At 68.1% G+C, this 14,443-nt stretch carries 12 protein-coding genes; 3 read left to right on the top strand and 9 right to left on the bottom strand.

What is annotated here, in order from left to right:
* Position 1: 1 nt before the first annotated feature.
* Positions 2-1,000, top strand: a complete 999-nt coding sequence (gene rfbB, locus ABQ271_RS11145) for a dTDP-glucose 4,6-dehydratase (RefSeq protein ID WP_349308827.1) — start codon at positions 2-4, stop codon at positions 998-1,000.
* Positions 997-2,400, top strand: coding sequence for a bifunctional dTDP-4-dehydrorhamnose 3,5-epimerase family protein/NAD(P)-dependent oxidoreductase (locus ABQ271_RS11150; protein ID WP_349308828.1), 1,404 nt, complete (start codon positions 997-999; stop codon positions 2,398-2,400). Before rfbB ends, ABQ271_RS11150 begins: the two co-directional genes overlap by 4 nt.
* A gap of 21 nt (positions 2,401-2,421) precedes the next feature.
* Here the strand turns inward: ABQ271_RS11150 and ABQ271_RS11155 are convergent, their stop codons facing one another.
* From ABQ271_RS11155 to ABQ271_RS11195, 9 genes are all read right to left on the bottom strand, one after another.
* The gene (locus ABQ271_RS11155) at positions 2,422-3,171 is read right to left on the bottom strand and encodes an ABC transporter ATP-binding protein (protein WP_349308829.1); all 750 of its coding nucleotides are present in this window, start codon (positions 3,169-3,171) and stop codon (positions 2,422-2,424) included.
* Positions 3,171-4,061: an ABC transporter permease gene (locus ABQ271_RS11160; protein ID WP_349308830.1), complete on the bottom strand. Its 891-nt coding sequence runs from the start codon at positions 4,059-4,061 to the stop codon at positions 3,171-3,173. Before ABQ271_RS11160 ends, ABQ271_RS11155 begins: the two co-directional genes overlap by 1 nt.
* A 106-nt stretch (positions 4,062-4,167) precedes the next feature.
* The gene (locus ABQ271_RS11165; RefSeq protein ID WP_349308831.1) at positions 4,168-6,873 is read right to left on the bottom strand and encodes an SH3 domain-containing protein; all 2,706 of its coding nucleotides are present in this window, start codon (positions 6,871-6,873) and stop codon (positions 4,168-4,170) included.
* A gap of 92 nt (positions 6,874-6,965) precedes the next feature.
* Positions 6,966-8,075 (bottom strand): glycosyltransferase, encoded by a 1,110-nt coding sequence (locus ABQ271_RS11170; protein WP_349308832.1) that lies wholly within the window; start codon positions 8,073-8,075, stop codon positions 6,966-6,968.
* A gap of 19 nt (positions 8,076-8,094) precedes the next feature.
* Positions 8,095-9,549, bottom strand: a complete 1,455-nt coding sequence (locus tag ABQ271_RS11175; RefSeq protein WP_349308833.1) for an LCP family protein — start codon at positions 9,547-9,549, stop codon at positions 8,095-8,097.
* A 25-nt stretch (positions 9,550-9,574) separates the two neighbouring features.
* Positions 9,575-10,042 carry a 5-(carboxyamino)imidazole ribonucleotide mutase gene (purE, locus tag ABQ271_RS11180; RefSeq protein WP_349310895.1) on the bottom strand — a complete coding sequence of 156 codons (468 nt, stop codon included), beginning with the start codon at positions 10,040-10,042 and terminating at the stop codon, positions 9,575-9,577.
* A 96-nt stretch (positions 10,043-10,138) separates the two neighbouring features.
* Complete coding sequence (locus ABQ271_RS11185) at positions 10,139-11,266, bottom strand: 5-(carboxyamino)imidazole ribonucleotide synthase (protein WP_349308834.1); 1,128 nt, start codon at positions 11,264-11,266, stop codon at positions 10,139-10,141.
* Between the two features lie 57 nt (positions 11,267-11,323).
* Positions 11,324-11,878, bottom strand: a complete 555-nt coding sequence (locus tag ABQ271_RS11190) for a PH domain-containing protein (protein WP_349308835.1) — start codon at positions 11,876-11,878, stop codon at positions 11,324-11,326.
* Between the two features lie 52 nt (positions 11,879-11,930).
* Positions 11,931-12,713: a biotin--[acetyl-CoA-carboxylase] ligase gene (locus ABQ271_RS11195; protein ID WP_349308836.1), complete on the bottom strand. Its 783-nt coding sequence runs from the start codon at positions 12,711-12,713 to the stop codon at positions 11,931-11,933.
* 130 nt (positions 12,714-12,843) lie between these two features.
* Here ABQ271_RS11195 and ABQ271_RS11200 point away from each other — a divergent pair, with 130 nt between their 5' ends.
* The gene (locus tag ABQ271_RS11200; RefSeq protein ID WP_349308837.1) at positions 12,844-14,442 is read left to right on the top strand and encodes an acyl-CoA carboxylase subunit beta; all 1,599 of its coding nucleotides are present in this window, start codon (positions 12,844-12,846) and stop codon (positions 14,440-14,442) included.
* Position 14,443 lies beyond the last annotated feature (1 nt).

Consider the following 14,443-nt stretch of genomic DNA (forward strand, 5'->3'; position numbering starts at 1 on the left):
CATGGCACACCTCCTCGTGACCGGCGGAGCCGGTTTCATCGGATCGAACTTCGTCCATCATGTGGTCGCCCACACCGATCACACCGTGACCGTCCTCGACAAGCTCACCTACGCCGGCAACGAGTCGTCGCTGGCCGGGCTTCCCGACGGCCGCGTGGACCTGGTCGTCGGTGACATCGCCGATGCGGAACTGGTCGACGGGTTGTTCGAGAAGGCGGATGCCGTCGTCCACTACGCGGCCGAGTCGCACAACGACAACTCCCTGCACGACCCCCGGCCGTTCCTCGACACCAACATCATCGGCACATACACGCTGCTCGAAGCCGCCCGCCGCCACGACACCCGGCTGCACCACATCTCCACCGACGAGGTGTACGGCGACCTGGAGCTCGACGACCCCGCCCGGTTCACCGAACAGACGCCGTACAACCCGTCATCCCCCTATTCGTCGACGAAAGCCGGCAGCGACCTTCTCGTGCGTGCATGGGTCCGCTCGTTCGGGGTCCGCGCGACGATCAGCAACTGCTCGAACAACTACGGGCCGTACCAGCACGTCGAGAAGTTCATTCCGCGTCAGATCACGAATGTGCTGCGCGGCATCCGTCCCAAGCTGTACGGCAAGGGCGAGAACGTGCGCGACTGGATCCACGCCGACGACCACTCCTCCGCCGTGCTCACCATCCTCGACAAGGGCGAGATCGGGGAGACCTACCTCATCGGCGCCGACGGCGAGAAGGACAACAAGACCGTCGTCGAGCTCATCCTCCAACTCATGGGGCACGCCCCTGACGCCTACGATCACGTCACCGATCGCGCCGGACACGACCTGCGCTACGCGATCGACTCCACCAAGCTCCGCACCGAACTCGGCTGGACGCCGTCGTACCGCGATTTCGAGGCGGGTCTCGCCGCCACGATCGAGTGGTACCGCGACAACGAGGCGTGGTGGGCTCCCGCCAAAGACGGCGTCGAGGCGTTCTACGCCAGCAAGGGACAGTGAGCGTGACCGAGTTTGCCAAAGCGCTCACGCCGACCGAGACCGGCATCCCGGGCCTCGTCATCTGGGACCTGCCCGTGCACGGCGACAGCCGCGGCTGGTTCAAAGAGAACTGGCAGCGGGCCAAGATGACCGCCGCCGGGCTCGATGACTTCGGCCCGGTGCAGAACAACATTTCGTTCAACGACGCCGTCGGGACGACTCGCGGCATCCACGCCGAGCCGTGGGACAAGTGGGTCTCGGTCGCCACCGGCCGGATCTTCGGCGCGTGGGTGGACCTTCGCGAAGGCCCCACGTTCGGCGCCGTCTTCACCGCCGAGCTCGACCCGTCGCGCGCCATCTTCGTTCCGCGCGGGGTCGGCAACTCGTACCAGACCCTCGAGCCCGACACCGCCTACACGTACCTGGTAAACGACCACTGGTCGTCGGACGCGTCGTACTCGTTCCTCAACCTCGCCGACGAGACCGCCGCGATCGACTGGCCGATCCCGCTCGCCGACGTCGAGATCTCCGCGAAGGATCTCGCGCACCCGCGTCTGGCCGACGTCGTCCCGATCCCGCCGAAGAAGACGCTCGTCGTCGGCGCGAACGGGCAGCTCGGCCTCGCACTGCGCGCGGCGTTCGACGGTGATCCGAGCGTCGAGTTCGCCGGCCGGGCGGAGCTCGACCTCACGAGCGATCTGTCCGACGCGCGTCGGTGGCGCGACTTCGGCACGATCATCAATGCCGCGGCCTACACGGCTGTCGACGCCGCTGAGACGGACCGCGCCGGGGCATGGGCCGGCAACGTCACCGCTGTCTCGCAGCTCGCCCGCATCGCGTCCGACAACGGCATCACCCTCGTCCACGTGTCGAGCGACTACGTCTTCGACGGTACGGCGGATGCCGCCTACCCAGAGGACGAGCCGGTCGCGCCCCTGGGCGTCTACGGGCAGACCAAGGCCGCCGCGGACGCGGTCGTCTCCGCAGTCCCCCGCCACTACATCGTCCGCACCTCGTGGGTGATCGGCGAGGGGAAGAACTTCGTGCGGACGATGGCGTCGCTCGCCGAGCGGGGTGTCGCCCCTTCGGTGGTCGACGACCAGATCGGACGCCTCACCTTCACCGACGAGATCGCCCGCGGCATCCGTCATCTTCTCGAGAGCGAGGCCGAGTTCGGCACGTACAACCTGACCGGGGCGGGCTCCCCCGCCTCGTGGGCGGAGATCGCGGGCGAGGTGTACGAACTCTCCGGCCACGACCGCGGCCAGGTCACGGGCGTATCCACGGATACGTACTTCGCATCCGCGACGGGTCCCGTGGCGCCGCGTCCGCGCTGGTCGGTCCTCGACCTCGCGAAGATCGAAGCCACCGGCTTCGCCCCGCGCGACTGGCGCGAGTCGCTCCGCGATCTCCTCGGCTGAGCCGGGAGCGAGCGGGGCGGCTCAGCCGCGCTCGAGCACCGCGAGGGCGTCGTCGATCGGACCGTCGAAGACGACATTGCCCTTGCGGATGACGACGCCGCGGGAGCACAGGCTCTTCACGATGCTCTTGCTGTGGCTGACGATCATCATCGTCACGCCCTTCTCGGCCAGCTCCCGGAGCTTCGCGTCGCACTTCGCGCGGAAGGGCGCGTCGCCGACGGAGAGGACTTCGTCGACCAGGAGCACGTCGAGCTCGACGTGGATCGCGACGCTGAAGGCGAGTCGCATGAACATGCCGGAGGAGTAGTGCTTGACCTCCTGCTCGATGAACTCACCGATGCCGCTGAACTCGACGATCTCGTCGTAGCGAGCCTTCGTCTCCTTCTCGGTCATCCCGAGGATCGCCGCATTGAGGAAGACGTTCTCACGCCCGGTGAGGTCGGGGTGAAAGCCGGCACCGACCTCGATGAGCCCGGCGACACGTCCACGCGTGAACACGCGGCCCTCATCGGGCTCGAGCACTCCGGAGACGAGCTTGAGGGTCGTCGACTTCCCCGAGCCGTTCAGACCCATGATCGCGACGGACTCACCCTCTGCGATCTGGAACGAGATGTCGTTGAGCGCCTGGAACTGGCGGGAGCGCAGCGGCTGACGCTTGAGGACGCTGATGAAGGCGTCCTTGAGCGATCGGGCGGAACGCTTGTTGAACCACTTCGAGACGTTCTCGACGACGATCCGGGGCTGGGCTTCAGTGGCGTTGCGTGTCGACATCACAGATCCTGGGCGAATGTGCGCTCGGCACGACGGAACACGAGCTGGCCGACGACCAAGCTGATGAGGATGACCACGAAAGCTGAGGCGATGTGCCAACCGAACTCCGGCGGCCACCCCAGGTTGGCCGGGGCCGGGGAGGCCGCGTTGACCACCGGCAGCTCTCCCCAGAAGGCGTGGTGGAAGATCTCCACCGCGACGGCCAGCGGGTTCGACATCCAGAGGTTGAACAGCCACGGAATGTGCTGCGTCCGCTCGTAGACCATCGCCCACGTATAGAGGACCGGGACGGACCAGGTCGCGATCGTCCGGATGATGTCCACCGTGTTGCTGGCATCGCGGAAGCGCACGTTGATCGCCGCGAAGAACAGGCCGAGCCCCGTGACGAAGAGGAGGACCAGCACCATCCCGAGCAGGACCATCCCCGCCGCCGCAAAGCTCGGCAGCCACCCGAAGAGCAGACTCACGATGATCAGGACCGCCAGCTGCGGGAGGAAGTGCGTCAGCGCACCGATGATCGCAGCGAGGGGGAACAGCTCCCGCGGAAGATAGATCTTCCGCACCAGCGCGCGATTCGCCACGATCGACTGCGTCGCGGCACCGAGCGTCTCATTGAAGAGGTTGACGAGCACCAGCCCGCTGAACAGATAGAGCGGGAAGGCCGGAACGTTCTTGTGCAGCCCGAGGATCTGCCCGATGACGATGTAGTAGACGAGGAACTGCACCGTCGGACGCACATACGACCAGAACCAGCCGAGGACAGAGTTGCGGTAGCGCAGCGCTGTGCTCTTGCCGATCAGCAGCCGCAGGAGGTAGCGGTACTCGAAGACGTCGAGGATGCCGCGACCACGTCCGGGCGTGTCGAAGGCGCTGTAGTCGATCTGTGTCACGGGGTTCCTTGCGAAGGCGGGTACCGCGGGAGCGGCGGATGCCGTCCAGGCCGTCGATAATCCTATCGGACGGTTCCTGAGCGACCTCCCGCCACCACCGTGTCGATCAGCGGAGGAACTCGCCGCTCACCCAACCGGTCTTTCCTTTGTAGGTGATCTTCCGCCACGATCCCGAGGATCCCGTCACGGTGACCTTGGTCCCCTTCGGGATGAGGCTGATCTTCTTTCCCGAGGTTGACGGGGTGGCGCGGAAGTTGAGGGCCGCGGTCGTGACTTTCGTGCCCGTCACGGGTGCGGCGGCGACCGCCTTCAGCTCGGAGTCCCGCATCCAGCCCTTGGTCGACCCGGCCGTCACGGCGCGCCACTTTCCGAACGTGTCGTAGACCGTGACTTTCGTGCCGGCCTTCAGCGTCGAGAGAACCTTGCCCGAAGCGGATGCGGTCGCCCGCAGCGGCGTCGAGGCGATGCTCTGCCGGTTCTGGCCCGAGACCGCACCGGGGTTCTTCGCCGACAGCTTCGACGAGAACACCCAACCCGTCTTCCCGTCGACCGAGATCTGCGTGCGATCCTTCGACACCGACAGCGCCTTGACCGTCGTCCCCTTGCGCAACGTCGCCTGAATGACCGCGGACGACACCGACGGCGTCATGTTGGTCGTCGTCCCCAGGTACATCGTCTTGACGACCGGGGTCACCGCGCGGAGTTCGGAGTCCCGCATCCAGCCCTTGGTCGACCCGGCCGTCACTGCACGCCACTTTCCGAACGTGTCGTGCACCGTGACCTTCGTGCCGGCCTTCAGCGTCGAGAGAACCTTGCCCGAAGCGGATGCGGTCGCCCGCAGCGGCGTCGACGCGATGCTCTGCCGGTTCTGACCCGAGACCGCACCGGGGTTCTTCGCCGACAGCTTCGACGAGAACACCCAACCCGTCTTCCCGTCGACCGACACCTGAGTGCGATCCTTCGACACCGACAGCACTTTGACCGTCGTCCCCTTGCGCAACGTCGCCTGAATGACGGCGGACGACACAGACGGCATCATGTTCGTCGTCGTCCCCAGGTACATCGTCTTGGCGACCGGGGGAACGGCCACTGCGCCGAGCTCGGAGTCCCGCATCCAGCCCTTGGTCGACCCGGCCGTGACTGCGCGCCACTTTCCGTACGCGTCGTAGACGGTGACCTTCGTACCCGCCTTCAGCGTGGTCAGCACCTTGCCCGAAGCGGATGCGGTCGCCCGCAGCGGCGTCGACGCGATGCTCTGCCGGTTCTGACCCGAGACCGCACCGGGCTTCTTCGCCGACAGCTTCGACGAGTACACCCACCCCGTCATGCCGTCGACCGAAACCTTGGTCCGTTCCCCCGACACCGACGACGCCTTCACCGCAGTGCCCTTGCGCAATGTCGCCTGGATCACCGTCGACGTCGCAGACGACGCCATGTTGTCCGGCTCCGTGAGGTACTTCGTCGTGACGGCCGGGGCGACATCCTTCACGGTCATGTAGTCGCTGTGGGACCAGTACGTCGATCCGGCCACCTGGATGCGCCACCAGACACCGTAGACACCGGTTCGCTGGTAGGTCTGCCCGCGGGTGATCGACCGCGCTCCGGTGGAGCACTGCGTCGAAGGCGCCTTGCGCGCATTGAGGCTGTCCGAGATGACCGTGATCGTCCCGGTCGCCTTGGTGATGCTGGAATCGGCGGGAACCGCGCACGCGCCGCCGGCGGGAGCCGGCATGGACAGTGCGGACTTCGCCACCCAGAGCGACTTCGAGCCACTCGTGACTCGGGCCCACGACCCGTACGTGCCCGTGACCGTGACCTTCGCCGACCTGGCCAGCGAAGTGGCGCCGGTGCCGCACTTTACGGCAGGCGCCGTGCGGGCCGTGGTCGCGGTCGTCACCGTCGCCGCGGCGGACGAGGGCACGATGTCGGCGGCTGCGGGGACCGTGCACGCCTTGACCAACGCGGCCGCGCCACCCGGGTTCTGCGAGACCTGCGGCGCGAACCACTGCACGTAGTAGTTGTAGAAGTTGCGGTTGCCGTAGCTCGAGCACGAGTCGCCCTGCGCGTAGCCGGCGGCGAGCGCAGCGATGTTCGGGCGGTACGGGGTGTAGATGTACAGGTTCGCCGTCGCCTGGTTCTTGATGAGGACCTTGGAGGTGCCGCAGGCGCTGTTCGGGTGCCACTTGACCGTGGTCACCTGACCGGCCCGGTACCCGTAGTTCTGGGGGTTCTTCTTGTAGACCTGCTGCTGGCGTGCGCCGAGGTAGACCTGATTCACGAAACCCGCGGATGCGGCGCTGCAGGGGGCAGTGTCGGGACAGTTCATGCCCATCGAGGCGCGGTACGCCCACTCGGTGGGCTTGGTCGCGGTGATCAGGCCCTGCTCCTTCTGGAGCATGACCAGGATCACCTTCGGGCTGATCCCGCAGGCCTTGCCGACGGTGACGATGATCTCCGACGCCCGGATCTTCTTCTTCGCAGCGATCGCGTTGCAGTAGTTGTCCTTGGCCTTCGCCGGGAGGTCGGCGGTGAAGTTCCGGAGACACGTCGGCCCCGTTGTCGCCTTGCACGAGGGAACGCGCGCCTCGAGGAATTTCTGCGCCTGAGCGGCCGTCATCGCTGCGCCGTTGAAGAACTCTGCATCACTGATGATGTTCCCGCCGTCGGTGATCGACTTCGGGAGAGGCGGCTCAGCCGCGCGGGCGACCGAGGTCGGCACGACGGCCATCAACACACTGAGCGTGAGCACGGTTGCGAGCAGCATCGCCATGCGCCGAAGGATGTGTCGGGGCACGGCAGATGTGAGGCGCATGTGAACAGTGTTACTGAAGTTGCGCTCCGTTACCAGTCGAGTCTGAAGACGCCCTGCACGACACGCGGTTTATGTGCCGTTCACAGAAGAGATCACAGTTCCGCGTGGAGCTGCCATACGCGTTCGGCGGCACCTGCCCAGCTGAACGCACGGCCGCGGTCCGTGGCCAGTACGGCGAGCCGTTCCACCGTCGAGGTGGACGACAGCGTCGCCGCGAGTTCATCGCCCAGCGAGCCCGAATCGCCCGCTGCGAAAGCGGCACCGTCGAGGAGGAGCTCGCGATGGGTGGCACTCTCTGCGGCGACGATAGGGACACCCAGGCGCACAGCGTCGAGCGTCCGCCAGGGGAACGCGCTCCCATCCGCCGGCGCCACGTATGCGACAGCGCCGGCCATCACGGCGGCGCGATCGGGCGCGTCGAGATGACCCCGAACGTGCAGGCGTCGCTCGGGGAGACCTGCCGCGGCGGCCAGCTCGGCCACCGCAGGCTCCTCACCTTCGGGAGCGTCGATGACGACGACGGCAGTGTCCCGCCCCGACTTCACGACGGCTTCGAACCCCGTCCGGAGTCGCGCCGACGCGGCGGTCGAACCTGAGAGGAGGACATACCCGTCGGGGACGTCCAGCTCGCGCCGTCGTCCCACCTCGTCGCTCGGCACGCGGAGGTCCCCCGAGGGCGCTCCCGCAATGACTCGGAGGCGATCGCCGAGCGGCTCGAGCTCGGCGACACGTCGCGCCAGTTCATGCGTGGGGACGACGAGCGCGTCTGCGTGACGCACGGCGCGGCGGAGCATGGCGCGGGCCCATGCGGCATCCGCCCGCGGAACCTCGTCGGGGTTCTCCCACGGCCGGATGTCCCACAGGGTCACGACGGTCTGATCGTGATCGTGCACGCGGTCGTGCCGGACGAGCGGCGCAGCCAGTGTCGGGGAGTGGATCAGGCCATCACCCGCACCCGCGCGAAGGCCACGGCGCCACAGGGCGGATGCCGCGGCGGACCCGACGGGCAGGCGATCGGCGGCCGCGACCCCCTGCTCGAGCAAGGTGTCCGCGCCGGCATCGCTCGGCACGATGGCACGGACTTCGCATCCGTTGGGGGCGGTGGCCACCAATCCGGCGGCGAGTTCGCGGGACGCCACGGCGAGGTCCGGCCCGGTCCCCGGCGCGGACGGGTCGAACACGACACGCAGCGTCGTCGTCATCGGTGATCCCCCTGCGCCATCACGGCGCGGTCGTCGGTGTCGGTGTCGGGGGATGGAGCATCGTGTCGACCATTCCCCGGATCTTCTCCCAGTCCGCCGCCGTGGGGTTGTCCGGATCGATGTTCACGCCCTTCGGCGTCAGTTCGAGGTTCTGGACCTTCTGACCCTTCGCTTTGACGCCGAGATCGACCAGGTACGGCAGCAAAGAGTCCGGGATGTCGGTCTGCACGAGGTTCTTTCCCGCCGACACGATCCCGCTGAAGCGAGTGAGAACCGTCGACGGCGTCGCCTGAGCGAGGATCGCGGTCTGCAGCTCGCGCTGGCGACGCATCCGGTCCCAGTCACTGGTCGTGTAGCGGGACCGCGCGTACCACTGCGCCGTCTCGCCGTCCATGTGCTGCTTCCCCTTCTCGATCCAGCCGGTCGCCCAGTCCTCGGCGGGCTGATCGGGGTAACGAGGACCAGGGCCCTCGGGCAGGCGGTCCTTCACGGTGATCGTCACCCCGCCGAGCGCGTCGACCAGGTCGGCGAACCCGTTCATATCGATGAACACGTGGTACGGGATCTTGATGCCGAGGATGGCCTCGGCGGCGTCCTTCGTCGCTTCGACCGCGGGCGTCGAGTTCTGCTTGTCGGCATCCGGGTACAGGCTCGCGCCACGATCGTCGCGGCACGTCTCGACGGCGTTCATCAGCTGGTTGATGCCCGATGACCACCCGCAACTCTGGCCCGCGTGCCCCTCGAAACCATCGGGATACAGGTCGCGCATGGGCCCGTCCGAGAACGGCACGTGGCGGAGGTCGCGGGGGATGCCGAAGATCGCGACGGCACCCGACTCCGCGTTCACCGAGACGACCGAGATGCTGTCGAATCTCATGGAGTCCCGGCCCTTGCCGCTGTCGGCGCCCAACAGCAGGAAGTTGTAATACCCGTCCGACGGCGGAACGCTCGGCCCCGAGGCGAAGATCGACAGGCCCGAGCGGAGGGGGGCGACGACCGACTGCGCGGTGTATGCCGCCGCGGAGGCGGGCACGAGCGCGAGCACGAGAGCGACGACCGTCACCGCGGCGCGAGTGCGACCCCCCACGCGCGGAAGGCGAACGAGACGGAGCGTGTCGACCGTCAGCAGCACCCACAGCGCGGCGTACACCCAGAGCAGGACCTGCACACCCGTGAGGGTCCACCAGGACGCGACGATGGTGGTCAGGGCGGATCGCCACATGAGTCCGAGCAGCACCGACGCCGCCAGCAGCACCCACATGACGAGAGTCGAGACCAGGCCGGCGCGTCCGAGGCGGCGATTTCCGGCGAGGATCTGGGCGGAACCGGGAAGGAGGAAGTTGGATGCCACGAGCCACCACGCGCGCCGCGACATCACACCTGGAGTCGACGTGTCGGGATGCCGCAGCGGGCGCTCCTCGACGATCGAGCGACCGCGCGTCGGCACCGAACGGGGTGGGCTGAGGACGCTCATCGCGCCTCCCCCGCCGCGCACCGGATCACAGGGAATCCTTGAGGCGCCGGTTTTTCTCTTCGACCTGCGTCTCGAGATCCGCGGCGTACGCGGCGACACGGTCGGCGATCTCTGCGTCGGCTGAGCCGAGCAGACGGACGGCGAGGAGGCCTGCGTTCTTCGCCCCGTTGATCGAGACGGTGGCCACCGGGATCCCGGCCGGCATCTGCACGATGCTGAGCAGCGAATCGAGGCCGTCGAGGGTCGCGAGCTGCACGGGGACGCCGATCACCGGCAGTGTCGTGACCGAGGCGAGCATGCCCGGCAGGTGCGCGGCCCCGCCGGCGCCGGCGATGATCGCGCGCATGCCCCTCCCCCTGGCCTCACGCCCGTAGCGGAGCAGCTTGTCCGGGGTGCGATGCGCGGAGACGACCTCCACCTCGTGTGCGATTCCGAAGTCGGTCAGCACCTGCGAGGCGTCGGACATCACGCGCCAGTCCGAGTCGGAACCCATCACGACGCCGATCAGGGGGGCGGAGGACGAGTGGAGGGGGCGGTTCACTCGACCAGGCTAGGTCCGCCAGCTTGGAGAAGCCCGGAACGGCACGGGTCAATCGAGGAAGTACGCCGCCGCTGCTCGCGCCTCGTAGACCACGGAGTCGAGGTCCTCACCCACGACGTTGACGTGACCCACCTTGCGTCCGGGCCGCGGGTCCTTGCCGTACGTGTGGATCTTCGCCGCGGGGTGCGCCGCCAGGGCGGCCGGAAGCCGGTCGCCGAGCGACCCCTCCGCGGGACCGCCGAGGATGTTCACCATGACGGCGTGCGGGGCGCGCAGCGCCGTGTCGCCGAGAGGCAGATCGAGGACCGCGCGCAGGTGCTGCTCGAACTGACTGGTGATCGAGCCGTCCTGCGTCCAATGCCCGCTGTTGTGCGGGCGCATCGCCAGCTCGTTGACCAACAGGCGTTCGTCGCCGGTCTGGAAGAGTTCGACGGCGAGCATCCCCGTCACGCCGAGGCCGGTCGCGATCGCCTCGCCGATCTCGGCGGCGACGTCCGCCAGGCGACCGGCGGAGTGGGGCGCGGGAGCGATCGCCTCGGCACACACCCCGCCCTGCTGGACGGTCTCCACCACCGGATACACGATGAGGTCGCCCGAGGGGCGTCGCGCGACCTGCTGGGCGAGTTCGCGACTGAACGCCACGAGCTCTTCCGCAAGCAGGGCGGCGCCCTCCTCGAGAGCATCGAGCCAGTCGGCGGCTTCCGCGGCGCTCGACACGACGCGGACGCCCTTGCCGTCGTACCCGCCGCGCGGAGTCTTCACGACGGCGCGACCGCCGTTGCCGGCGATGAACGCGTCGAGGGCGGCGGCATCCGTCACCGCGGCCCACTCCGGCTGGGGCAGACCGAGCTCGGCGAGCTTGGTGCGCATGTCGATCTTGTCCTGCGCGAAAGCGAGCGCATCGGGGCCGGGGTGGACGGCGACGCCGGCATCGACGAGGCCGCGGAGGACGTCCTGCGGCACGTGTTCGTGGTCGAAGGTGATGACGTCCACGTCCTTCGCGAAGGCGAGGACCGTATCGAGGTCGCGGTAGTCCCCCACAGCCGAGGCGGCGAGGCCGGCCGACATCCCGGACTGCTCCGCCAGGACCCGGATACCGATGCCCATCTCCACGGCGGGCGCGATCATCATCCGCGCGAGCTGTCCGCCTCCGACGATTCCGACCTGCAGTGCCATGCTGCTCCTCCCGTCGAGTCCATCCTGGCGCATCCCGCGGCCCGCATCCGACGACGCTCAGTCGTCGGAGCCGACGATCGGGATGCTGTGTGAATCGCGGTGCGCGAGGATCTGGCTGACCTCGACCTGATCCGCCAGCGTCTCGTGCACGAGCCGGACCGAGGGGATGTCGAGGAGTCGGAGCGGTTCATCGACGCCGTTGGCGAGGATCAGTGTGCCGCTCCCCCACATCCGCTGAACCGGACCGCGGCGCTCGGAGATCGTGTAGCCGCGGGCGTGCGGGATGTCGGTGCGGCGACGGTTCACCAGACCCGCCCGTTCAATGACCCGCCTCGTCGTCACGGTGTACGTGTGAGAAAGCCAGCGGAGGTAGGGGACGACGACGAGGAGGAGGATTACGAGTGCGGCGGCGACCCACAGCATCCAGTCCTCTAAGGGGCCGGGCAGGTTGCCGCTGAAGTACCCGGTCGCGCCCGATGCAGCGATCAGCGCGAGGGCCGGCCAGATGAGGCGGCGGGCGTGGCGCCGCAGTCGCGCGATCACGAGCTCGGGCGCGGTGGCACCCGGCGCGGGCGTCCGGGGACGGCCCGGGTACGCGGTCGACTGGCTCACGGCACCATCATGGCGCGCCCGGCCGTCCGTCCCACGCCGACGCGCCCGGGTGTCACCGGACGTGCACGACGTCGCCGGCGGACACGACGTGAGTGACGCCGGCGGCGTCGACGATCAGCCGGCCTTCGTCGTCGATCCCCTGCGCGGACCCGATGAGGGACACGCCGTCGGGGAGGGAGACCGAGACGTCGGCGCCGATGGTGCTGCATGCGGTCCAGACCGCCTGCTTCGCGGCATCCGCCGTCGTCCCGCCGACCGCAAGGGCGGCAATGGCGTCGCGAAGGCCGGTGAGGTAGTCGGCGAGGAGGCGGTCCTCATCGGCGGTGCGCGCGAGCGCAGCGAACGACGTCGCCGTGGGAACGGGCAGCTCCGCAGCGGTCATCCGCGTGTTGACGCCCGCGCCCACGACGACGCTGTGCGGGTCGCCGGGCATGACCTCGGCGAGGATGCCGCAGATCTTCAGGCCTCCCACGAGCACGTCGTTCGGCCACTTCAGTCCGACCTCACGGTCGTTCAGCTGCGCCTGGACGGCGGCCGTCATGGCCGCGCCCGCCACGAGCGGGATCCAGCCGCGGGTCGCGACGGGGAGGGCTTCGACGCGCAATAGGACGGAGACGGCGAGTGCCGAGTCCGGCGGAGTGACCCACGTCCGGTCGAGACGCCCGCGTCCGGCGCGCTGGTCGCGGGTGACGACGACGGAGAGGTGGGGATGCCCATCGGGATCGTCGAACGCGTCCGTCAACAGCTTCTTGTTGGTCGAGTCGACGCTCGGGGCGATGTGGAGTCGGGGGCTGATCGCGGCAGCTCGGGGGTATCCGTTCTCGGGGATCGACATGCCGCCACCTTAAAGCTCCTCTCCCCATCTCCTCCCGCGGGTTGACAGCCGCGGACGTGAGGGATGCCACAGCGGATCCGCCCCGCCGTTGTCGCCGGTATCCAACGACGCCGCGGATGCGCTCGCTAGGGTGGAACGCGTGACCGATCAGCCCGACCTGTTCACGACCGCCGGCAAGATCGCCGACCTGCGTGCACGCTATGAAGAAGCCGTCGTCTCCGCTGAGGAGACCGCCCGCACCAAGCAGGGCGCGAAGGGGAAGCTCACCGCGCGTCAGCGGATCGAGCTGCTCGTCGACCCCGGCTCGTTCGTCGAGCTCGACGAGTACGTCCGGCACCGGACCACGGCGTTCGGGATGGACCGATCCCGTCCCTACGGCGATTCCGTCGTCACCGGCACCGGCACGATCCACGGACGCACGGTCGCGGTGTACTCGCAGGACTTCACGACCTTCGGCGGATCGCTCGGCGAGGTCGCGGGCGAGAAGATCATCAAGGTCATGGAGCTCGCCCTCCGCAGCGGCATTCCGATCATCGGCATCCTCGACTCGGGCGGCGCCCGCATCCAGGAGGGTGTGGTCGCACTCGGCAAGTACGGCGAGATCTTCCGTCTGAACACCGCGGCTTCGGGCGTCATCCCGCAGATCTCGCTCATCATGGGCCCCGCTGCCGGTGGCGCTGTCTACTCTCCCGCGTTGACCGACTTCGTGATCATGGTCGACAAGACCAGCCAGATGTTCGTCACGGGCCCGGACGTGATCAAGACCGTCACCGGCGAGGACGTCGGCATGGAGGAACTCGGCGGCGCGCACACGCACAACACGCGTTCGGGCGTCGCCCACTACCTCGCCGAAGACGAGGACGACGCGATCGACTACGCGCGCACCCTCATCGGCTTCCTGCCCGACAACAACATGTCGGATGCCCCCGGTTATGAGTCCGTCTTCGAGTTCGAGACGACTGACTCCGACCGTGTCCTGAACACGGTCATCCCGGATTCCGCGAACCAGCCGTACGACATCCACGAGGTCATCTCGCACATCGTCGACGCCGGCGACTTCCTCGAGGTCCAGCCGCTGTTCGCGCCGAACATCGTGATCGGCTTCGGTCGCATCGAAGGCCGCACGGTCGGCATCATCGCGAACCAGCCCTCCCAGATGGCCGGCACCCTGAACATCGACGCAGGCGAGAAGGCCAGCCGATTCGTGCGCTTCTGCGACGCGTTCTCGATCCCGATCCTCACCCTCGTCGACGTCCCGGGATACCTGCCGGGAACCGATCAGGAGTGGACCGGCGTCATCCGCCGCGGCGCGAAGCTCCTCTACGCGTATGCCGAGGCCACCGTTCCGCTCGTCACGGTGATCCTCCGGAAGGCCTACGGCGGCGCCTACATCGTCATGGGCTCCAAGCAGCTCGGTGCCGACATCAACCTCGCCTGGCCGACCGCCGAGATCGCCGTCATGGGTGGCCAGGGCGCGGTCAACATCCTCTACCGAGGAGAGATCAAGCGCGCCGAAGAGGCCGGCGAGGACGTCGCCGCCGTGCGCACCCGGCTCGCCAACGAGTACACGTACAACGTGGCGTCGCCATTCCTGGCCGCTGAGCGCGGCGAGCTCGACGGCATCATCGAGCCGGCGCAGACCCGCGTCGCCGTCGCAAAGGCGCTCCGCGCACTCCGCGGCAAGCGCGCGAGCCAGCCGGCCAAGAAGCACGGGAACATCCCGCTGTGAG

It is taken from the genome of Microbacterium sp. MM2322, from assembly GCF_964186585.1.
Classification (GTDB): domain Bacteria; phylum Actinomycetota; class Actinomycetes; order Actinomycetales; family Microbacteriaceae; genus Microbacterium.

What these genes read in the sequence shown, in the direction of transcription:
- rfbB (WP_349308827.1), top strand. Translation starts at nt 2, where the DNA reads ATGGCACACCTCCTCGTGACCGGCGGAGCCGGTTTCATCGGATCGAAC.
- ABQ271_RS11155 (WP_349308829.1), bottom strand. Translation starts at nt 3,171, where the DNA reads ATGTCGACACGCAACGCCACTGAAGCCCAGCCCCGGATCGTCGTCGAG.
- ABQ271_RS11165 (WP_349308831.1), bottom strand. Translation starts at nt 6,873, where the DNA reads ATGCGCCTCACATCTGCCGTGCCCCGACACATCCTTCGGCGCATGGCG.
- ABQ271_RS11170 (WP_349308832.1), bottom strand. Translation starts at nt 8,075, where the DNA reads ATGACGACGACGCTGCGTGTCGTGTTCGACCCGTCCGCGCCGGGGACC.
- ABQ271_RS11175 (WP_349308833.1), bottom strand. Translation starts at nt 9,549, where the DNA reads ATGAGCGTCCTCAGCCCACCCCGTTCGGTGCCGACGCGCGGTCGCTCG.
- purE (WP_349310895.1), bottom strand. Translation starts at nt 10,042, where the DNA reads ATGGGTTCCGACTCGGACTGGCGCGTGATGTCCGACGCCTCGCAGGTG.
- ABQ271_RS11185 (WP_349308834.1), bottom strand. Translation starts at nt 11,266, where the DNA reads ATGGCACTGCAGGTCGGAATCGTCGGAGGCGGACAGCTCGCGCGGATG.
- ABQ271_RS11195 (WP_349308836.1), bottom strand. Translation starts at nt 12,713, where the DNA reads ATGTCGATCCCCGAGAACGGATACCCCCGAGCTGCCGCGATCAGCCCC.